Raw genomic sequence first — 20266 nt, forward strand, 5'->3', positions numbered from 1 at the left:
GCATGCACGTCCTCGTGGTGCACAACCGCTACGCCTCGGCGCAGCCGAGCGGGGAGAACAAGGTCGTCGACCAGGAGGTGGAGCTGCTGCGAGCGGCCGGCCACCGGGTCGAGGTGTTCGAGCGGCGCAGCGACTCCATCGCCGACCGCTCCCTGCCCGGCAAGGTCGCGGTGCCGCTGCTCGTGCCATGGAACCCGGCGGTCCGCAGGGAGCTCGCCGCCCGGCTGCGCGCCGAGCGGCCGGACGTGGTGCACGTCCACAACGTCTTCCCGCTCCTGTCGCCCGCGGTGCTCGCCGCCTGCGCCGACGCCGGTGTGCCCGCCGTCGCCACGCTGCACAACTACACCCAGGTGTGCCCGCCCGGCACGCTGCAACGGGACGGCCGGCCATGCACCGAGTGCGTCGGCTCTGCGCCGCTGCCCGCCGTCCGGCACGGCTGCTACCGCAACTCCCGCCTTGCGACGGTGCCGCTCGCGGTCAGCCTGTCGGTCAACCGGCGGCGGTGGTGGTCCGGCGTGGAGCGGTTCTTCTGCATCTCCGCGGCGCAGCGCGACGTCCTGGTGCGGTCCGGCATGCCGGCCGAGCGGCTGGCGGTGAAGCACAACTTCGTGCCGGAGCCGGGCACTTGCCGAGCGGGTGACCGCGAGCAGGTGCTCTATCTCGGCCGGCTCGCCGAGGCCAAGGGCGTGCGGCTGCTCATGGCCGCGTGGGACGAGGTCGCAGCGACCGGCGGTGTGGGCGTCCCGCTCGTGATCGCCGGCACGGGACCGCTGGAGGGCGACGTGACCGCCTGGGCAGCGGGACGGGACGACGTGCGCTACGCCGGCCTGTACGACACGGCGGAGTGCCAGAAGGCCATCGCGCGGTCGGTGGCCGTGGTGGCTCCCTCGACGTGGCTGGAGGCGTTCGGCCTGGTCGTCGTGGAGGCGATGGCGGCCGGGGTGCCGACCGTCGCCGCCGGTCACGGCGCCTTCGTCGAACTCGTCGAGGACGGGGTGACCGGGCTGCTGCACCGGCCGGGCGAGCCCGCCTCGCTCGCGTCCTGCATACGCCGGATTGCGGCCGAGCCGGACCGCAACCGGGAGATGGGCCAGGCGGCCCGGCGCCGTTACGAGCAGGGTTTCAGCCCGGCCGTCGGCCTGGAGCGCCTGCTGGAGGGGTACCGCACCGCGATCGCGGGTCGGGCGGAATCAATGGGGGACCGAATCAATGGGGGGCAGTAAATGACAAGTTGCCGACTCTGCGGCTCGGCGACGCTGGCGAGCGTCGTCGACCTGGGGGCGACGCCGCCATGCGAGAGCTTTCTCGCCGCGGACCAACTGGACCAGCCGGAGCCGGCGTACCCGCTGCACCTGCGGGTCTGCACCGACTGCTGGCTGGCGCAGATCCCTCCGCTGATCACGCCGGAGGAGACGTTCAAGGAGTACGCGTACTTCTCCTCCTACTCGACCTCCTGGGTGGAGCACGCGCGCACATTCGTCGCCGACGCCGTGGAGCGTCTGGCTCTCGGCCCGGACGCCTTCGTGGTCGAGGTCGCGAGCAACGACGGGTACCTGCTGAAGCATGTGGTGGACCGGGGGATCCGCTGCCTGGGCATCGAGCCGTCGGTGAACGTCGGCGCCGCGGCGCGCGACGCCGGTGTGCCCACGCTCACGGAGTTCCTGTCCCCGGACACCGGCTCGGCCGTCCGCGCCGGGCACGGCCCGGCGGACCTGGTCGTGGCCAACAACGTGTACGCGCACATCCCCGACGTCGTCGGGTTCACCCAGGGGCTGCGCGCCCTGGTCGCCGACGACGGCTGGGTCTCCATCGAGGTGCAGCACCTGCTGACCCTGATCGAGGAGAACCAGTACGACACGATCTACCACGAGCACTTCCAGTACTACACGGTCGCGTCCGCGATCCGCGCCCTCGCGAGCGGTGGACTCGCGCTCGTGGACGTCGAGTTGCTGCCCACGCATGGCGGCTCCATCCGGCTGTGGGCCCGCCCGAACGAGGTGGCCGGCGAGCCGACGCAGCGGGTGGCCGACGTGCTGGCCCGGGAGAAGGCCGCCGGGCTGCAGGAGCTGTCCGGGTACACCGAGTTCTCCGCCCGGGTGGCCAAGGTGCGCCGGGACCTGCTGCGGTTCCTCATCGAGGCGGCCGAGCGCGGCGAGACCGTCGTCGGATACGGCGCCCCGGGCAAGGGCAACACCCTGCTCAACCACTGCGGCATCCGGCCCGACCTGCTCGCGTACACGGTCGACCGCAACCCGTACAAGCACGGCAGGTTCACCCCGGGCACCCGCATCCCGATCCTGCCGCCCGAGCAGATAGCCGCCGACAAGCCGGACTACGTGCTCGTCCTCCCGTGGAACCTGCGGGCCGAGCTGGTCGAGCAGCTGTCCTTCGTGCACGACTGGGGCGGCCGCCTGGTCTTTCCCATCCCGGAACTGAGCATTGTCGAGGTCAAGTCATGAAGGTCGTCCTGTTCTGCGGCGGTTACGGGATGCGGATGCGCAGCGGCGCCGCAGACGACGTGCCCAAGCCGATGGCGATGGTCGGCCCGCGACCGCTGATCTGGCATGTCATGCGCTATTACGCGCACTTCGGGCACACGGAGTTCATCCTGTGCCTCGGCTACGGGGCGCACCACATCAAGAACTTCTTCCTCAACTACGAGGAGACGACGTCCAACGACTTCGTGCTCCGGGGCGGGAAGACCGAGCTGCTGTCCACCGACATCGCCGACTGGACCATCACGTTCGCCCAGACCGGCATCGAGTCACCGATCGGGGAGCGGCTGCGCCGGGTGCGGCACCACCTGGACGGCGACGAGATGTTCCTCGCCAACTACGCCGACGTGCTCACCGACGCCCCGCTGCCGGAGATGATCGACCGGTTCGCCCGGCGCGACGCCGGTGCGTCGATGATGGTGGTGCCGCCACAGTCCTCGTTCCACTGCGTGGAGCTGGGCGAGGACGGCCTGGTCGGGGGCATCACCGCGGTGAGTGAACTGCCTCTGTGGGAGAACGGCGGCTACTTCGTGCTCCGCCAGGAGGTCTTCGACCACATACCGGAGAACGGGGACCTGGTCGCCGACGGGTGTGCCCAACTGGCCAAGCAGGGACGGCTGGTGGCGCATCAGCACCGCGGCTTCTGGAAGCCGACCGACACCGTGAAGGAGCGGGCCGCGCTCGACGAGGCCTACGCTCGGGGCGATCGTCCGTGGGCCGTGTGGGAGCGCCACGGCGCGAGTGCCGGAGCGAGAGCGTGATCGGGCTCGGGGCCGGCCCCCTCGACCGGATCGTCGCGGTGGGCGCGCACTGCGACGACATCGCCATCGGCGCCGGCGGCACACTGCTGACGCTGTGCCTCCCGCGACCGGGTATCCGCGTCGACGCGCTGGTGCTCTCCGGCGGCGGCACCGACCGGGAGCAGGAGGAGCGGGACGCGCTCGCCGCCTTCTGCCCGGGCGCCGACCTGCGGCTGACCGTGCTCAAGCTGCCGGACGGGCGGATGCCCGCGCACTGGGAGGAGGCCAAGGCCGCGGTCGAGGAGCTGCGCGAGCAGACCGAGCCGGACCTGATCCTCGCCCCGCGCACCGACGACGCGCACCAGGACCACCGAGGCCTGGCACAGCTGTTGCCCACCGCGTTCCGCGACCACCTCGTGCTCGGCTACGAGATCGTCAAGTGGGACGGCGATCTCGGCCGTCCGTCGGCGTATCAGCCGCTGTCGCCGGAGATCGCCGAACTGAAGGTGCAACTGCTGCAGGAGCACTACCCCTCGCAGCGGCACCGGCCCTGGTACGACCGGGAGGTCTTCCTCGGCCTCGCCCGGATCCGCGGCATCGAATGCCACGCCCGCTACGCCGAGGCGTTCGCCGTCACCAAACTCACGCTCAACCTGGGGAACTGAACTATGCGCGTACTGCTGACCGGACACCAGGGCTACCTGGGCACCGTGATGGCCCCGGTCCTCAAGGCCGCCGGGCACGAAGTCGTCGGCCTCGACGCCGGCCTGTTCGCCGACTGCGTGCTGGGCGAGCCGCCCGCGGACCCGTCCGGGCACCGCGTGGACCTGCGCGACGTCACGGCCGAGCACGTGGCCGGGGTGGACGCCGTGATCCACCTGGCCGCCCTGTCCAACGACCCGCTGGGATCGCTGGCACCGGAGCTCACCTACGACATCAACCACCACGCGTCCGTACGGCTGGCCCGGCTGGCCCGCGACGCCGGAGTGCGGCGCTTCCTGTACGCGTCCACCTGCTCGGTCTACGGCGCCGCCGGCGGCGACGACCTGGTGACCGAGGAGGCCCCGCTGCGCCCGGTGACGCCGTACGCGGAGTCCAAGGTGCGGGTGGAGGACGACCTGCACGCACTGGCCGACGACGACTTCACCCCGGTGTTCATGCGCAACGCCACCGCCTTCGGCTACTCGCCCCGGCTGCGCGCCGACATCGTGCTGAACAACCTGGTGGGCCACGCCCTCCTGTCCGGCGAGGTGCTGGTGCTCTCCGACGGCACCCCCTGGCGCCCGCTGGTGCACGCCGCCGACATCGCCCAGGCCTTCACCGCCGCCCTGACCGCGCCGCGCGAAGCCGTGCACGACCGGGCGTTCAACATCGGCAGCGAGACCAACAACGTCACGGTCGCCGAGATCGCCGAACAGGTCGCCGAGGCGGTGTCCGGCGCGAAGGTGGTGATCACCGGGGAGACCGGTGCCGACCCGCGCTCGTACCGGGTGGACTTCTCCCGGTTCCGCGCCGCGATCCCCGGCTTCGACTGCGAGTGGTCCGTGAAGCTGGGCGCGCTCGAACTCGCCGACGCCTACCGGAAGTTCGGGCTGACCCGGGAGGACTTCGAGCGACGCTTCACCCGCCTCGCCGTACTGCGCGCGGCGTCCGACGCCGGTGCCGTCGACGACACCCTGCGGTGGCGCCGATGACCGAGACCGGCCAGCAGATGCACGAGCTGGTGGAACGGCTGTACCCGCTGTGCCGGAGCATCACCGGCGACGGTGTGCGCGCCACCCTGGAGATCGTCGGTGAGTACGTCCCGCTGCAGGTGCACGAGGTGCCGACCGGGACGCAGGTGCTCGACTGGACGGTGCCGCAGGAGTGGAACATCCGGGACGCGTACATCGCCGACACCGCCGGCCACCGGGTCGTCGACTTCGCCGCGTCCAGCCTGCACGTGCTCGGCTACAGCGTGCCGGTGTCGGCGACCATGCCGCTGTCGGAACTGCGCGGACACTTGCACACCCTTCCGGAGCACCCGAGTTGGGTGCCGTACCGCACGAGTTACTACAAGCCGGAATGGGGGTTCTGCCTGGCCCAGGAGACCCTCGACGCGCTGCCGGACGGCGACTACGAGGTACACATCGACTCCACCCTCGCCGATGGCCACCTCACCTACGCCGAGCATGTGATTCCCGGTCAGGTCCCGGACGAGGTGATCGTCTCCTGCCATGTCTGCCACCCGTCGCTGGCCAACGACAACCTGGCCGGCATCGCGGTGGCGACGTTCCTGGCCCGCGCGCTGGCGCAGGAAACGCCGTACTACACCTACCGGTTCATCTATGCGCCCGGCACCGTCGGGGCGATCACCTGGCTGGCCCGCAACGCGGAGCGCGTGGACCGGGTCAAGCACGGGCTCGTGCTGGCCTGCGCGGGCGACTCGGGACAGCTGACGTACAAGCAGAGCAGGCGCGGCGACGCGGAGATCGACCGGGTGATGCGGCATGTGCTGGCCGCCTCCGAACGCCCGCACAGCGTCAACGAGTTCACCCCGTACGGCTACGACGAGCGGCAGTACTGCTCGCCCGGGTTCGATCTCGGCGTGGGCTCGCTCAGCCGGACCCCGTACGCCGGGTACCCCGAGTACCACACCTCGGCGGACAACCCGGACTTCGTCTCCCCGGAGGCGATGGCGGACACGCTTGCCGTATGCCGCGAGGCGTTCGCCGTGCTCGACCGCAACCGTCGGTACCTCAACCTCAGCCCCTACGGCGAACCACAGTTGGGCCGACGCGGGTTGTACGACGCGCTCGGCGGCCGCAGCGACACCAAACAGGCCCAGATGGCCATGCTCTGGGTGCTCAGCCTCTCCGACGGCGAACACACTGTGCTGGACGTCGCCGAGCGGTCCGGGCTGCCGTTCGACACCGTCGCAGTCGCGGCCGACGCCCTGCGCGGCGCCGGGCTGATCAAGGCATGACGCCGATGACCATCGAGGGGGAGCAGACGACGACACCGTCGGACCGCGCCAAGGACACCCGGCGGACCGCCAAGCGGGCCCTGGTCGGCCGGCTGTCCTGGGGACTGGCCGACCAGGCGGCCTCCAGCATCAGCAACTTCGCGGTGGGCATCTACGTGGCCCGCTCGCTGGGGGTGACCGCGTTCGGCGTGTTCAGCCTCGCGTGGGTGACCTACGGCGTGGTGCTCAACGTCTCCCGCGGCCTTGCCACCGACCCGCTCGTGGTGCGCTTCAGCGGTGTGCCGGACGCGTCCTGGCGCGGGGCGGTGGCCCGGTCGACGGGTACCGCACTCGGCGTCGGTGCCGCCCTCGGCGCGGTGTCCGTGGTGGCCGGCCTCGCTCTCGGCGGCCGCGTGGGGCCCGCGTTCGCCTGCCTCGGCATCATGCTGCCGGGGCTGCTGCTGCAGGACGCCTGGCGGTTCTCGTTCTTCGCCGCCGGCACCGGGCGGAAGGCGTTCGTCAACGACGTCGTGTGGGGCGTCGCGCTCGTCCCGGCCATGGTGGTGGCGGCCCGCGTGGGCAGCGTGGCCGCCTTCGTGCTCGCCTGGGGCGCGTCCGCCACGGTGGCGGCGGGGTACGGCTACCTCCAGTCCGGCATCCGGCCCCGGCTGACCGAGGCGCGCGGCTGGCTTCGCGAACAGCGCGATCTCGGCTACCGGTACCTGGTCGAGAACGTCAGCCTCAGTGGCGCGAGCCAGCTGCGGGCGTACGGGCTCGGCGCGATCGTCGGAGTCGGCGCGGTGGGTGCGGTGCGGGGCGCCGAGCTCCTGATGGGCCCGTTCCTCGCCGTGCTGATGGGGCTGTCTCTGGTCACCGTCCCCGAGGCGGCACGGGTGCTGCGGCAGGCCCCGCAACGGCTCGGCAGGTTCTGCCTCCTGCTGGGCGGCGGGCAGACCGCCGGCGCGCTGCTCTGGGGCACGGCGCTGCTGCTGATGCCCGGCCGGTTCGGCGAGCTGGTGCTCGGCAGCGTCTGGCACTCCGCCTCGCAGCTCATCGTGCCGATCACCCTCGGCGTCGCGGGCGCGGGCCTCGGCACCGGCGCGGCGGCCGGGCTGCGCGCGCTCGGCGCGGCCCGGCGCAGCCTGCGCTGCCAGCTGTTCGCCTCCGCCTGTTACGTCAGCGGCGGGCTCGGCGGTGCGGCCGCTGCCGGCACGGTCGGCTCGGCCTGGGGCGTCGCCGCCGCAACCGTCAGCGGCTCGGCCGTGTGGTGGCTGCAGCTGCGGTCCGCGCTGCGCGAGCACGACCACGACCCCATCCCCGAAGTGAGGACCTCATGACCGCCCACCCCAGGCTGAGCATCGGCCTGCCCGTGTACAACGGCGAGGAGTACCTGGCCGAGTCGTTCGACGCCCTGCTCGGTCAGACCTACGAGGACTTCGAGCTGGTCGTCTCCGACAACGCCTCGACCGACGGGACTCAGGAGATCTGCCGCAAGTACGCGGCGCAGGACTCGCGCATCCGGTACCTCCGGCTGCCCCGGAACATCGGCGCCACGCCGAACCACAACCATGTGTTCGCCGAGGCCCGCGGCGAGCTGTTCAAGTGGGCCTCGCACGACGACCTGTACGGCCGCGATCTGCTGCAACGCTGCGTGGAGGCGCTGGACGAGCGGCCGGACGTGATCCTCGCGCACACCGACCAGGCGGTCATCGACGGCGACGGCCAGGTGAAGGTCCCCTACGAGTACAAGCTCGCCACCGACTCTCCGCACGCGCCGGAGCGCTTCCGCAGTCTGCTCTTCGAGCCGGGCGGCGACGACTTCTACGGGGTGATGCGGGCCGACATGCTGCGCCGGGTGAAGCCGATGGACAGCTACCACCACGCGGACCGCACGTTCGTCGCCGAGATCACCCTGCACGGGCGTTTCCACCAGGTGCCGGAGCTGCTGTACTTCCGCCGCGACCACCCCACCCGCGCCGAGCGGGCGAACCCTTCCAAGCGCTCCCGGTGCGTCAACCTCGACCCGCGCCGGGCAGGCCCGCTGCACCCGACGCCCCGGCTGCTCGCCGAGTACATCTGGGGCTTCGCCTCGTCGATCCGGCGGGCGCCGTTGTCCCCGGCCGACCGGCGCGAGTGCTTCCGCCACCTGGCCGCGTGGATGACCAGCCGGGTCCGGCCGGGCGCCGGCGAGCGGGTCGAGGACCGCGCCCCGGTCGACCCGGCCCTGCTCACGGTCTCCGTCGACGCCCTCGTCGCCGGCCGTGAGGGGAGGCAGGCATGACGTCCGCGGACGAAACCCCAGTGCGCGTCGGGGTGTTCGGGCTGCTCGGCTCCGGCAACCTCGGCAACGACGGGTCGCTCGAAGCCGTCCTCGGATACCTCCGCGCCGAACACCCGGAAGCGGTCGTGGACGCGCTGTGCGGCGGGCCCGAGGCCGTGACGACCCGGTTCGGGATCCCCGCCACGCGGCTGCACTGGAACCGCGCGGAGTACCGGACCGCGTCACGTGCCGGGGCGATCGCGGCGAAGGGTCTGGGCAAACTCGTCGACGTCTTCCGCACCGCCGCCTGGGTGCGCCGGCACGACGTCGTGATCGTGCCGGGCATGGGCGTCCTGGAGGCCACGCTGCCGCTGCGGCCGTGGGGCTTCCCGTACTCGCTGTTCCTGCTGTGCGCGAGCGGCCGGCTGCTCGGTACCCGGGTCGCGCTGGTCAGCGTCGGCGCCGCCGAGATCGGCAACCGGCCCACCCGGGCCCTGGTGCGCTGGTCGGCGCGGCTGGCCGCCTACCGGTCGTACCGGGACGCCCAGTCCCGCGACGCGATGCGGGCGATGGGCGTCGACACCGCGCGTGACGAGGTCTACCCGGACCTCGCGTTCTCCCTGCCGACGCCGCAAACGGGCGCCCCCTCGGGCACGCCGGGCCTGGTCTGCCTCGGCGTCATGGACTTCCACGGCGGCAACGACGATCGCGCCCGGGCCGATGAGATATACCGGCGCTACCTCGACGGGACGATCCGGTTCGTCCGCGCGCTGGTCGAGGAGGGCAGGACTGTCCGGCTGCTCACCGGCGACGAGTGCGACGCGTCGGTGGTCGCCGCGATCCTCGACGCGGTGGACTCACCACTGGTCACCGCTGCCGAGCCGGCCTCACTGGCCGACCTGATGAAGGAGATGGCGGCTGCCGACACCGTGGTGGCGATCCGCTACCACAACCTGATCTGCGCGCTGAAGACCGGTACGCCGGTGCTCGCTCTCTGCTACGCGGCGAAGAGCGACGCACTCATGGCACAGATGGGGCTTGGCGCGTACTGCCACCCGGCGCGCGAGGTCGACGCCGACCGGCTGCTCGAGCAGTTCCGGGCGCTGGAGAAGCGATCGGCCGAGCTGCGGCAGACGCTCATCGAGCGGAACCAGGCCGCCGCCCGGCAACTCGAGCACCAGTTCACCGCCTTGGCCGCGGCCCTGTTCCCGGCGACCGACCACACCCACGCCCACGCTCGGCAGGAGGCTCCATGAAAGCGACCGAAGTCCCGGCGATCGCCGGCGCGTACCTGTTCGAGCCGACGCCGTACGCCGACGAGCGCGGCTTCTTCTGCCGCACCTTCGACGCCGACGTGGTCCGCTCGGTGGGCCTCGCCCCGGACGCCTTCGTCCAGGACAGCCTGTCCCGCTCGGCCGGGGGCGTGCTGCGCGGCCTGCACCTGCGCTCCGGCGCCGGCGAGGCCAAGCTGGTGCGGTGCTCGTACGGGAGGATCTTCGACGTCGTCGTGGACCTGCGGACGGGCTCGCCGACCTACCGCAACCGGGCCTTCTTCGAGCTGTCCGGCGAGGCGCAGGCGACCCTGTACATCCCGGCGGGGTGCGCGCACGGCTTCCAGGCGCTGACCGAGACCGCCGACACCTCGTACCGGATCGACCGCCCGCACGATCCGGCCGAGGACGTGACGATCGCCTTCGACGACCCGGAGCTCGCCATTCCCTGGCCGCTGCCGGTCACATCGATGTCCCAACGGGACCGGGAGGCGCCGAGCCTCGCCGAGGTCCTCAAGCAACGAGAAGGTTGAGGTCGGCGTGCACACCGAAGACACCGAAGAGTTCCACCTGCCCCGCTCGCGGCTGGCCAACGAGCGGCTGCACGCCATGATCCCCGGGGGCGCGCACACCTACGCCAAGGGCGACGACCAGTACCCCGACAACCTGGCCCCGGTCATCAGCCACGGCCGCGGGGCCCACGTGTGGGACATCGACGGCAACCGCTACGTCGAGTACGGCTCCGGCCTGCGGTCGGTCAGCCTCGGCCACGCCCACCCACGCGTGATCGAGGCGGTGCGGCGGGAACTCGACCGCGGCAGCAACTTCGTCCGGCCGTCCATCGTGGAGGTCGAAGCCGCGGAACGCTTCCTGGCCACGGTGCCGACCGCCGAGATGGTGAAGTTCGCGAAGAACGGCTCCGACGCCACCACCGCCGCGGTGCGCCTCGCCCGCGCCGCCACCGGGCGCCCGCGGGTGGCCATCTGCGCCGACCATCCTTTCTTCTCCGTCGACGACTGGTTCATCGGCACCACGCCGATGTCCGCCGGTGTTCCGGCGGCGACCAACGAGCTCACCGTGGCGTTCCCTTACGGGGACCTGGCCGCCACGGAGGAGCTGCTCACCCGGTACCAGGACGAGGTCGCCTGCCTGATCCTCGAACCCGCCACCCACACCGAGCCGCCGCCCGGGTACCTCGCCGGCCTGCGCGAGCTGGCCGACCGGCATGGCTGCGTACTGATCTTCGATGAGATGATCACCGGCTTCCGCTGGTCCGAGGCGGGCGCCCAGGGCCTGTACGGCGTCGTCCCCGACCTCTCCACGTTCGGCAAGGCGCTGGGCAACGGATTCGCGGTCTCCGCGCTGGCCGGGCGCCGCGATCTGATGGAGCGGGGCGGGCTGCGTCACTCCGGCGACCGGGTGTTCCTGCTGTCCACCACGCACGGTGCGGAAACCCACTCCCTGGCAGCCGCGATGGCCGTGCTCACCACCTACGTCGAAGAGGGCGTCACCGCGCGGCTGCACACCCTCGGCGAGCGGTTGGCCGCCGGTGTCCGCGACGCCGCGGCCGCCATGGGCGTCGGCGACCACATCGTGGTCCGGGGCCGGGCCAGCAACCTGGTCTTCGCCACCCTCGACCAGAACCGGCAGCCGTCGCAGCAGTACCGCACCCTGTTCCTGCGCCGGCTCCTCGCAGGCGGGGTGCTGGCCCCGTCGTTCGTGGTGAGCAGCGCGCTCGGCGACGCCGACATCGATCACACCGTCGACGTGGTGGCCCAGGCATGTGCGGTGTACCGGAAGGCACTTGACGCCGCTGACCCCACCCCCTGGCTGGCCGGACGGCCGGTGAAGCCCGTATTCCGCCGCTTGGCGTGACGTGACGTGACGTGACGTGACGTGACGTCAGCGACGCTCCGGCCGACCGGCGTCGGCCGTCCGATCGACCAGCCGGTCAGCCATCCGGTCGACCAGCCACGCGGTCGCCGGTACCACCGCCAGCGCGGTGCACCAGCCGCCGAGGACGTCGGTCGGGTAGTGCGCGCCCAGGGCAACCTGCGCCCAGCCCATGACGGCGCCGGCAACCAGCGCCGCGGCGAGCACGAGCAACGTGCCGGCCGTTCTGCCGAGGCCGAGCCGGCCGGTCGCGAGGAGCGCCACCACGAGGGCGACCGCGGTGAAGAAGGCGGTGTGCCCGCTCGGGTAGGACAGGTTGTCGCCGTGGATGGTGCGTCCCACCAGGTACTTGAGCAGCGTCGCCGTCCCCACGGCCATGGCGACGCCGGCAACGATGAGCACCGCCGCGCGAGGACGCCGAAGCAGCAGGCACCCCATCACGGTGGCCACGACCAGCGTCGCCGCTCCCACGGGCTCCCCCAAGGAGTCCATGGCCAGGGCGACTTGCCGCCACGGCGGCTGCACACCGTCCACCGCCGCCGAGATCCGCGCGTCCACCATGCCGGGCTCGCTGTGGCCGGCATACAGGACTCCGAGCACGACGACCACCAGCGCGGCGAGGGCCGCAACCAGCCCGAGCCACACGCGCAGCGATGGGGGCAGCACCGCGGGCGCCGACCGGCCGGTCACACGCCCACCGCGTCCGGTCGACCCGCGGTGCTTTGCCGTGATCGGCAGACGGTGTCCCGGACCTCGACTCCTCGAGGCAGGGTGAGGGTACGGCCCTTCAACCGACCGGTGGGCAACCATGCATCAGCGACTTCCTGTTTCCCCTGCTCCAGGCCCTCTTGAAGACTGCCCGGCATGCTTTCGGTGACCGTCTTGTCTCCCATGCGCAGCAGTGGTTCATGTCCCAGTCCCCCTGGGACCACAAGCCGGTCGACGACCGGCGGATCGACCGGCTGATGCCCCCGCCGGCGACCGTGCCCCACGACGGCGGGGCGTTGTTTCCGGGCGACTCCAGTGACCGTAAGTCCGGGCACGCCACGTCCCATGTGTCCTGGCAGTACCTCGGCTCTCGCAGACAGGTCGGAAGCGGCATGGTCGCGGCCACCACCGCCCGGGCCGACGAGCGCGTGCACCACCCGCCGCACACCGTGCCCTACCTGCCGGCTCTTACCCTGCCCCAAGGGCCCGCCGATCCGGCGCTTCGCACCAGGGGCCGACTGGCCGCGCACCCCATGGTCCGGGCCCGCGCCGCGCGCATCGCGTTGCGGGCTCTGGTTACCGCCTACCGCTACAACCCCGGCGGAAGCCCGCACTTCATCGCCGAACCCGACCACGCCGTGACCCCCTACTTGGTGGCGGTCGAGCCGAACACCCCGCTCATGACCGAGACGGGGGAAAGCCCGCACACCGTCGCAGACCATCCGGCAGATGCGATGCACCTCCCCCTCCCGTCGGGGCCTACGCCATGTCACCCGCCGCCAGCGCGATGCCGCGCGCCCGAGAACTGCCCGCATGGGCCGGGCCGACATCCAGCCCGCTCCGGCCAAGCGATCCAACGGCCACTGACGCCGGCCGACGTGGCCTTCGGACTCTGCCGGCGCCAACTCCCCCACCAACGAGCCCCCGTCGTATCGGACTTGGCCCCGCCCGGGAGCCATTAGCCGGTGCAGCCCCGCACTCGCCGACCTGTCCCTCACCCTGGCCAAGGGCATCGGAATCAGTCCCTACTTGCCACCCTAACCAACAATGCGGTCGCGGCAAACCGCCGTCGGGAAGTCCGTGTGCCAACACTCCGCGAATTTGGCTCTGGATCGCTTTTCCGTACCGGAGCCATGGAGTGCCACCGAAACCGCGATCGTGATGCGTCGTGGATGACGCCCTCACGCGGACCTCGACTGGGCCCGGGGCACTTTGTCGGCACCGCTCGGCCCTACCGAGACCGTCGCCACACAGCGTCACGGCCCCCAGGCACGACCGGAGAGCGCACCGTCGGCCCCCGGGTGCGAGGTCATGGGGATCAGATCGACGTGCTCCGAGTCGGGCGCCACGGCGAGTGCGCGCAGCATCGGCTCCGCAGACGCAGCACGGGAGTCAGCAGCCCACTGGCAAGTCCCCCCAATGACGCATCGCAGACACCCCTCGCGCCGCCTCCGGCCGAGCCGCTGAGCCATCCTTTGACGAGCGGACATGGAGGCTGCGCGCATAACACGCCCCAGAACTATGCTGTCCCGCCATATGTGCCCCTGACGTGCGCGTTCCTACGGTGTCCCGACACATACCCGTCCCCACCGCACACGAGGAAGTGGCGCACATGACCTCCGGAACCACCGCTCCCCCACCCCCCAACCGGCCTACCCGGAGTCGCCGCCGCCAGTCTCATCGGCACCACCATCGAGTGGTACGACAACTCATTCAATCGGGGCTAGGACCTGCGGTTTTGCCACCGCGGCGGCCTCAAAGTCAGCACCGAGCCAGCACGGGAACTCAAGCGTGCTGGCTGGGGCAACATTCGAGGGCTCTACGCATCATCGGGGAGGAGATGCGACGACCAGTAGGTCTCACAGACTGTAGTCAACGTCCCGATGCGCGGGCGACCGTTCCCCATCGCCGTCGGGAGCGGTACACGAGCCGGCAGCGCCGGACGTGAGCAGGCCCTTGAGGCGGTCACGTCCGGGCTGAGACAGCCTGTTTCAAGTCGCCGGTTGCTGTTCATTTCTTCCCCGCTGGACGATCTCGTCGGCCAACTCGTACGACGCCAACCATGACCGGGACGGACGAAGTTTCCTGCAAGGACCGGGCCGGCTCCGGACCGTACTACCTGCTCTTGATTTGTACGCGCTTGATGTTCACCGGCAGCGTCGGAAAGCCGTCTCCCGGCCCGTTCTGGTCGTCCTCGCCGCCCACCGCGATCTTCTGGAGCACGTCGAGGCCCGCGGTCACTTTGCCGAACGGCGTGTAGGCGGGCGAGAGTTTGGTGTCCTTCCAGACGAAGAAGAACTGGCTTCCGTTGGTGTTGGGCCCAGCGTTGGCCATCGCCACCGTGCCGGCAGGATAGGTCGCCCCGGTCAAGTTCTCGTCGGGGAAGGAGTAACCCGGTCCGCCGCTCCCGGTGCCGGTCGGGTCGCCGCACTGGAGCACGTAGATGCGCGCGGTGGTGAGCCGGTGGCAGTGCGAGCGGTCGAAGTAGTCGCGCTGGGCGAGGAACTTGAAGGAGTATGTGGTGCAGGGAGCCTTGTCGGTCAGTGCCCTGAAAGTGATCGCGCCCTGGCTGGTACGCAGCGTCGCGCTGTACGGCTTGGCGGCCTTCACCGGGTCGAAGACCGGTATCCCCTTGAAGTTGTCTGCGGGAACGGCCGGCGTGTAGGTGCAGGCAGCCGACGGCGCGGCAGGGGGCGAGGTGTCGGCCGCAGCCTGCGTCGCGGTGCCGAGGAGGAGCAGGGCGGAGGCGGCGAGCAGGGCGCTTGGCTTACGGAGCACGAGACGGTTCCCTTCGAGTCAGCACCGTATGGGTATGTCATGGCCGCCTCATCCTGCCCGCTCCGCCGTCCGGGTGAAACCCCTGCGCCATGCACCGTCAACTTGGGCGGGCGGGCGCCACGGCAACCGGGCGACAGGACACGGACAGCACGACGGGCGGTCCTCCAACCGGCCCGCCGGCCGCGGCCGTGGCGGCGCCCCTGGCACACCTTGGATGGCCACTTCCAGGGCTCCCGGGCCTTCTGGGCGGCGTAGGCACAGGCGTGCCGACAAGCTACCAGCAACGCGAGACCTGCCCGCACACGCACGAGGGATGACCCCGGCCAGGACCGCGGGCCACCTCGTCGCAGCACGGGGGGGGCCGGAAGCTGTCCGGCCCGGGTCTGCCGGAAACCGTACCGGTATCAGCATCCAACCCATGGAGCAGCCGACGGCCCGCAACGTCCGCCTCAGCCAGCAGATCGCTCAGCAGATCCGGACCCTCGCCGCAAAGCTCGACACCGCCGACATGCCCTCCGACGCAGCCACCCCGCATGAGCTACTGCTCGCACTCGACGACGCGCTTCGCGACCTGCGTGAGCCGCTGCAAGCCCTACTCGCCGTCGCCACGGCTGGCAACGAAGAGATGGCCGACTTGCCCGCGAACGCCGATCGGCGGCTAAGAGCCTGTCGGGTGGCCGGTTGATTACGCCACGATGAGGTCTTCGATGGTCTTGGTTCCCGCGGTCTTGCGATGGGATTCATGGCTCCACCGCGATGACTGCCCGGCGCGCCGGACGAGCATCAGACGGATCATCGCGACCTTGATCACGGCCTCGGAGGTCGCGGTCAGCCGTTCATAGTCGCGGGCCGGCCGACGGTTTCGGACCAGCCAGCCGAAACTCCGCTCCACCACCCAGCGACGGGGCAGGACCTTGAAGCCCCTGACATCATCGGTCGCTTCACGATCTCCACGACGATGCCCAACGCGTCGCGGGCCCATGAAAGCAGCGTGCAGTCAACGGAGTTGGCGTATCCGCCGTCGGCCAACACCAAGCTGACCATGCGGAAGGCAGCCGCGAGCCGGGCCAGCACGGTGCGGCCCCCCGCGCGGTCCTGCACGGACGCGGAAGTGACCGCGACGACCAGCAGCAGGCCCATCGTGTCGACGATCACGTGTCCCTTCCGCCCTGTCGTTCGCTTCCCCGCATCGAATCCACGCGCCTCGCCGCCCTCGCTGGTCTTGATCGACTGGGCGTCGATCACGGCGGCCGACGGCTCAGGGTCGCGTCCGGCCCCGATCCGGAACTGGCGGCGTAGGTCATCGTGGATGCCGTCCCAGCTGCAGTCCCGGCGCCGCTCGGTGAACCAGCGGTGCGCCGCGTCCCAGGGCATCAGGTCGCGCGGGAGCATCCGCCACTGGCAGCCCGAGCGCAGTACGTAGAAGATCGAGTCGAGCACCAATCGGTCTCCGTACTTACGCACCCCGCCGCCTTTCGGCAGGTTACGCACGGGAAGGAGCGGCCGGATGACCTCCCACATCTCATCGGTCAGGCTGGACGGATGGCATGGGTCGCTGACGGCCTCGGAGTTGTCGCACTGGCACACACCACGTGATCATTCCGGGGCCGTCGCCGTGCCTGGAGGGCAGATCGCAACCGTCACGCGTCTCGCATGACCAGCCGGCCCGACACGCTCTGCGCCGCCGTCGAGGAAGCACGGTGGTCCCGTGGTGCCAGGAGCCCCACCAGACTCCGGCGACATCGGAGTTTGCCCGCACACTTCGTCTCCGCCGCTGGTCAGGATGGAGTGGCACCATGGCGCACATGTTGAACTACAACCTCGCCGTCCCCGATGTAGACGACGCCGGTGTCCTGTCCGCGCTGGTGGCTGAGGGTGACGAGCTCGACGTCCTGGTCAGGGCAGTGGACGACTGGTCCGTACCGACACCGGCACCGGGCTGGACGGTCGCCCACCAGATAGCCCACCTCGCGTGGGCGGACGCGAACGCACTCAGCGCCTTACGCACTCCGGACGCGTTCGGCGCCGAGCTCGGACGAGCGGAAGCCGAAGGCCGCGGGTATGCAGACAAGGCCGCCGCCGCGGGAGCGGCCAAACCGCGGTCGGTACTTCTGGACGAGTGGCGGGCCGGTCGAGCGGAACTGGCGGCGGCACTGCGCGACACGCCATGGAACCACGCATTCCCCTGGTACATGTCGAAGGTGACCCCGGCCCTGATGGCGCCCCTTCGTCTGATGGAAACCTGGGCACACGGGCAGGACATCTTCGATGCTGTGGGCGTGGCACACCGCCCGACGGATCGACTGCAGCACGTGGCGTCGCTGGGGGTGTTGGGACGGGCGCTGTCCTTCGCCGCCGTCGGACTGCCTGAGCCGGCGGACCTCTTCCGCGTCGAGCTCACAGCACCTGACGGACGGACCTGGCTGTGGGGCCCCGAGGCCGCCGCGCAACGGGTACAGGGCGACGCTGTCGACTTCTGCCTGTGTGTCACCCGGCGTCGCCCCTGGTCCGAGACCAACATGACGGCGACCGGGGAGGACGCCCAGAAGTGGCTGGAGGTGGCGCGCGTCTTCCTCTGAAAGCGTGTCGGGGTGCCTGGGTCATGCGAGACGCGTGACGGTTGCGATCTGCCCTCCAGACACGGCGACGGTCCCGATCACGTGGTATGTGCCAGTGCGACAACTCCGAGGCCGTCAGCGGCCCATGCTCGGCGCAAACAGCTGGCCACCCGACAGGCTCTTAGCCACAAATCGGACGCCATACGACTACGCCGTAGCCTTGCGGCGCACTCCCCCTAGGCATTGGCCCGGACGGCAGCGCCCGCACGGCGGCTCCCAACGGCCTGATCGCAGAGCACAACCGCAGCATCAAACTGCGGGGACAACAAGCCGGGCATCGGCGAATCGTCACAGACCACATTCAGAACAGACAGCACCAGACGAACCATCAACCAGTACGGTACGGGTGGTCCCAGGTGATAACCGGTGCCGACGAGTGCGCCAACCCGGCGAACTCCACAGTCTTCAGCACCATCAGTCGGCATCGAATTATGGGTTCAGGGCACATGGGGCAACGCTGCGGCAATTCCCAGCCTGGGCAACACCCAATGAACCCCCGTCCCGGCCCGGAAGTGACCGATATGACCACACCTGCAGTCCCCGCTCCAAACTTCGCGAAATGCGAAAAGTTGTAGCAGCGAGCCTCATCGGAACAACTATCGACTGGTACGACGACTCATCCGATCGGGGCTAGGACCTGCGGTTTTCCACGATTCCGGGCACCAGAGTCAGCACGGAACCAGCACCGGAACCCAACCGTGCCGGTTGGGGTGAGCAGACGAGAGCTCTATGCGGCGCGACGCAGGGAGTCCAGAAACCAGCGGGTCTCACAGCCTGTAGTCAACTGCCCGATTCGCAAGAGCGGTCTGCTGGTTCAGCCACGCGCGGGCCTGCCCGTAGGAGAGACGGGTCAGCCCTGCGTACGGGCAGACTTCGCGTGGGGAGACCGCCTTGCCCGGGCCGGGACGGCAATGGGTGACGAACACCGGCCCGCGCATGCGGCCCCGGATCAGCCTCGGCAGCGGGCGGTCGCGCCACAGCCCTGGGGGACCCTGCTCCGCCGTGCCATCGCCGCGCGCCCGGCGACACCTTGGCGGCTGCGTGCGGCACACGGGTCTGAGCCCTCACCCCGCCGACGGCCCTGTCCCGGCGGGCAGGTCCCGGCCGCGCCGGCGGAATGGAGTCGTCGCCGAGGAGGGATTCGTTCAGCCTGGGCGTGAAGTCGGAGGGCCTTGCGGCGCGGCTCGCAGGGTGACACCTCAGCGCAGACCCCCAGTCTCCGTGAGCCCCAGTACTCGGAGTCATCCCATGCCTCCCGCGTCGGCGCAACGTAAGAAGACGTGATGTCCAGTGCCTCGATGACCACCGCACGGTCGGAGAGCCTTGAGCAGAGGGGTTTCGGCCCCCGGTTCGTGGCCCCCGTGGTAAGCGGCTCGATACTCAACCCCATCAACTCGACGGTGAACGCCACCGTCCTGGTGCACATAGAGCGGACCTTTTCTGCGGGCGCCGCCACGACGGCCTGGCTCGTCGCCGGCCTGTGCATGGCGAGTGCCATCGCCCAGCCCGCCACGGGGAAGGTCGCCGACCGGTCCGGCGCCCGGCGGGTCTACCTCCTGGGTCCGGCGCTGGTCGCCGTGGCGGGCGCGGCTGACGTGCTGGCCCCGACCCTCGGCCTTCTGATCACCGTCCGGGTTGTCCTCGGCGTCGGCACTGCCGCCTACCCAGCGGCGATGGCGCTGGTGCGCAGCCAGTCCCGGCGCGTCGGCCGGGAGGCCCCGCGCTGGGCGCCCTGATCATCGCCGGACTCGGCAGCGCCGCGGTCGGCCCCGCCCTGGGCGGACTGGCGCCTTCGGCTGGCGGGCGCTCTTCGCGATGAACATCCCGCTCGCCCTGGTGGGCATCGCCCTCACCGTGGCTCGGCACCGTCCTCGACCGCCGACTGCGACACGCCCGACCCCAGCACGCATACTGAGCCCGTACTCCCTCCCCCTGCCGGGACCATCCACTTCAGCGTCGGCGGCCTGCTGTCGGCGATCCGCAGGACTACCGTTCGGGGTCGTCGGTCCCGCGTACCGCGCGGTTGACGGCGGAGACAACTGCTTTCAGCGAGGCCCGCGTGGTGTTGGCGTCGATTCCGATGCCCCAGACCACCGTGTCGCCGACCGCGCACTCGACGTACGACGCACTCTGCACGAAGGCGCCGTCATCCATGGAATGTTCCTGGTAGTCCAGGAGGCCCACGGTGATGTCGATGGACTCCAGCGCGTCGAAGAGGGCCGAGATCTGGCCCCGGCCGGTCCCGGAGAGGATGGTGTCCTCGCCGTCGACCGTGGCCTCGATCGTCAGGGTGTCCACTCCGTCCGCGTCCGTCGTCACCTGACCTGCCTTGAGGCGGATACGACCCCACGGATGGTCCGGATTGGGCAGATACTCGTCCTGGAACACTGCCCAGACCTCGTTCGGTGTGATCTCGTGGTTCTCGGTGTCCATCCTTGCCTGGATGATTCTGGAGAATTCAGACTTCATACGGCGTGGCAGGTCAAGCTTGTGGGCGCTCTTCAGAATGTATGAGAGATCGCTGGCGGAGGATTCGAGTCGAGACTTCGCGATTGCCAG

At 70.4% G+C, this 20266-nt stretch carries 18 protein-coding genes and 2 pseudogenes; 14 read left to right on the top strand and 6 right to left on the bottom strand.

Annotated elements, in window-relative coordinates; all coding sequences use genetic code 11:
• Positions 1 to 2 precede the first annotated feature (2 nt).
• Genes AB0H32_RS00210 through AB0H32_RS00260 form a run of 11 tightly spaced genes read left to right on the top strand, consistent with a single transcriptional unit; the run spans position 3 to position 11585 of the window.
• Entirely contained in the window at positions 3 to 1223 is a 1221-nt protein-coding gene (locus tag AB0H32_RS00210) for a glycosyltransferase (RefSeq protein WP_361111667.1), read from the top strand.
• A complete protein-coding gene (locus AB0H32_RS00215; RefSeq protein WP_361111669.1) occupies positions 1224 to 2459 on the top strand; it encodes a class I SAM-dependent methyltransferase in 1236 nt (411 codons plus the stop codon).
• Positions 2456 to 3256 carry a glucose-1-phosphate cytidylyltransferase gene (locus AB0H32_RS00220; RefSeq protein WP_361111672.1) on the top strand — a complete coding sequence of 267 codons (801 nt, stop codon included), beginning with the start codon at positions 2456 to 2458 and terminating at the stop codon, positions 3254 to 3256. Before AB0H32_RS00215 ends, AB0H32_RS00220 begins: the two co-directional genes overlap by 4 nt.
• Positions 3253 to 3900: a PIG-L deacetylase family protein gene (locus AB0H32_RS00225; protein WP_361111675.1), complete on the top strand. Its 648-nt coding sequence runs from the start codon at positions 3253 to 3255 to the stop codon at positions 3898 to 3900. Before AB0H32_RS00220 ends, AB0H32_RS00225 begins: the two co-directional genes overlap by 4 nt.
• Positions 3901 to 3903: 3 nt before the next feature.
• Positions 3904 to 4929 carry an SDR family oxidoreductase gene (locus tag AB0H32_RS00230; RefSeq protein WP_361111678.1) on the top strand — a complete coding sequence of 342 codons (1026 nt, stop codon included), beginning with the start codon at positions 3904 to 3906 and terminating at the stop codon, positions 4927 to 4929.
• Complete coding sequence (locus AB0H32_RS00235; RefSeq protein ID WP_361111681.1) at positions 4926 to 6200, top strand: DUF4910 domain-containing protein; 1275 nt, start codon at positions 4926 to 4928, stop codon at positions 6198 to 6200. The genes AB0H32_RS00230 and AB0H32_RS00235 overlap by 4 nt, the downstream gene beginning before the upstream one ends.
• A 5-nt stretch (positions 6201 to 6205) precedes the next feature.
• The gene (locus tag AB0H32_RS00240) at positions 6206 to 7516 is read left to right on the top strand and encodes a hypothetical protein (protein ID WP_361112215.1); all 1311 of its coding nucleotides are present in this window, start codon (positions 6206 to 6208) and stop codon (positions 7514 to 7516) included.
• The gene (locus AB0H32_RS00245) at positions 7513 to 8460 is read left to right on the top strand and encodes a glycosyltransferase family 2 protein (RefSeq protein WP_361111684.1); all 948 of its coding nucleotides are present in this window, start codon (positions 7513 to 7515) and stop codon (positions 8458 to 8460) included. Before AB0H32_RS00240 ends, AB0H32_RS00245 begins: the two co-directional genes overlap by 4 nt.
• Entirely contained in the window at positions 8457 to 9695 is a 1239-nt protein-coding gene (locus tag AB0H32_RS00250; protein WP_361111687.1) for a polysaccharide pyruvyl transferase family protein, read from the top strand. Before AB0H32_RS00245 ends, AB0H32_RS00250 begins: the two co-directional genes overlap by 4 nt.
• Positions 9692 to 10243: a dTDP-4-dehydrorhamnose 3,5-epimerase family protein gene (locus AB0H32_RS00255; protein ID WP_361111690.1), complete on the top strand. Its 552-nt coding sequence runs from the start codon at positions 9692 to 9694 to the stop codon at positions 10241 to 10243. The genes AB0H32_RS00250 and AB0H32_RS00255 overlap by 4 nt, the downstream gene beginning before the upstream one ends.
• A 7-nt stretch (positions 10244 to 10250) precedes the next feature.
• Complete coding sequence (locus AB0H32_RS00260; RefSeq protein WP_361111693.1) at positions 10251 to 11585, top strand: glutamate-1-semialdehyde 2,1-aminomutase; 1335 nt, start codon at positions 10251 to 10253, stop codon at positions 11583 to 11585.
• Between the two features lie 27 nt (positions 11586 to 11612).
• Here AB0H32_RS00260 and AB0H32_RS00265 read toward each other — a convergent pair whose 3' ends face one another.
• Positions 11613 to 12293 carry a phosphatase PAP2 family protein gene (locus AB0H32_RS00265; protein WP_361111696.1) on the bottom strand — a complete coding sequence of 227 codons (681 nt, stop codon included), beginning with the start codon at positions 12291 to 12293 and terminating at the stop codon, positions 11613 to 11615.
• A 2133-nt stretch (positions 12294 to 14426) separates the two neighbouring features.
• Entirely contained in the window at positions 14427 to 15089 is a 663-nt protein-coding gene (locus AB0H32_RS00270; RefSeq protein WP_361111700.1) for a peptidylprolyl isomerase, read from the bottom strand.
• A gap of 418 nt (positions 15090 to 15507) precedes the next feature.
• Between AB0H32_RS00270 and AB0H32_RS00275 the strand changes: the two genes are divergently transcribed.
• Entirely contained in the window at positions 15508 to 15774 is a 267-nt protein-coding gene (locus tag AB0H32_RS00275) for a hypothetical protein (protein WP_361111703.1), read from the top strand.
• On the opposite strand, the gene AB0H32_RS00280 is transcribed toward AB0H32_RS00275, so the two are convergent.
• A complete protein-coding gene (locus AB0H32_RS00280) occupies positions 15775 to 15999 on the bottom strand; it encodes a transposase (protein WP_361112218.1) in 225 nt (74 codons plus the stop codon).
• Complete coding sequence (locus tag AB0H32_RS00285) at positions 15918 to 16676, bottom strand: IS5 family transposase (RefSeq protein WP_361111707.1); 759 nt, start codon at positions 16674 to 16676, stop codon at positions 15918 to 15920. The genes AB0H32_RS00280 and AB0H32_RS00285 overlap by 82 nt, the downstream gene beginning before the upstream one ends.
• Positions 16677 to 16885: 209 nt before the next feature.
• Here AB0H32_RS00285 and AB0H32_RS00290 point away from each other — a divergent pair, with 209 nt between their 5' ends.
• Entirely contained in the window at positions 16886 to 17668 is a 783-nt protein-coding gene (locus AB0H32_RS00290) for a TIGR03084 family metal-binding protein (protein ID WP_361111710.1), read from the top strand.
• Between the two features lie 836 nt (positions 17669 to 18504).
• On the opposite strand, the pseudogene AB0H32_RS00295 reads toward AB0H32_RS00290, so the two are convergent.
• A pseudogene (locus AB0H32_RS00295) lies at positions 18505 to 18675 on the bottom strand (site-specific integrase); the annotation flags it as partial.
• Positions 18676 to 18990: 315 nt separating this feature from the next.
• Here AB0H32_RS00295 and AB0H32_RS00300 point away from each other — a divergent pair.
• Positions 18991 to 19443 carry an MFS transporter gene (locus tag AB0H32_RS00300; protein ID WP_361111713.1) on the top strand — a complete coding sequence of 151 codons (453 nt, stop codon included), beginning with the start codon at positions 18991 to 18993 and terminating at the stop codon, positions 19441 to 19443.
• 250 nt (positions 19444 to 19693) lie between these two features.
• On the opposite strand, the pseudogene AB0H32_RS00305 reads toward AB0H32_RS00300, so the two are convergent.
• Positions 19694 to 20224: pseudogene (locus AB0H32_RS00305) on the bottom strand (alpha-isopropylmalate synthase regulatory domain-containing protein); the annotation flags it as partial.
• Positions 20225 to 20266 lie beyond the last annotated feature (42 nt).

This window comes from Streptomyces sp. NPDC020362 (assembly GCF_040642095.1).
In the GTDB taxonomy this organism is placed as follows: domain Bacteria; phylum Actinomycetota; class Actinomycetes; order Streptomycetales; family Streptomycetaceae; genus Streptomyces.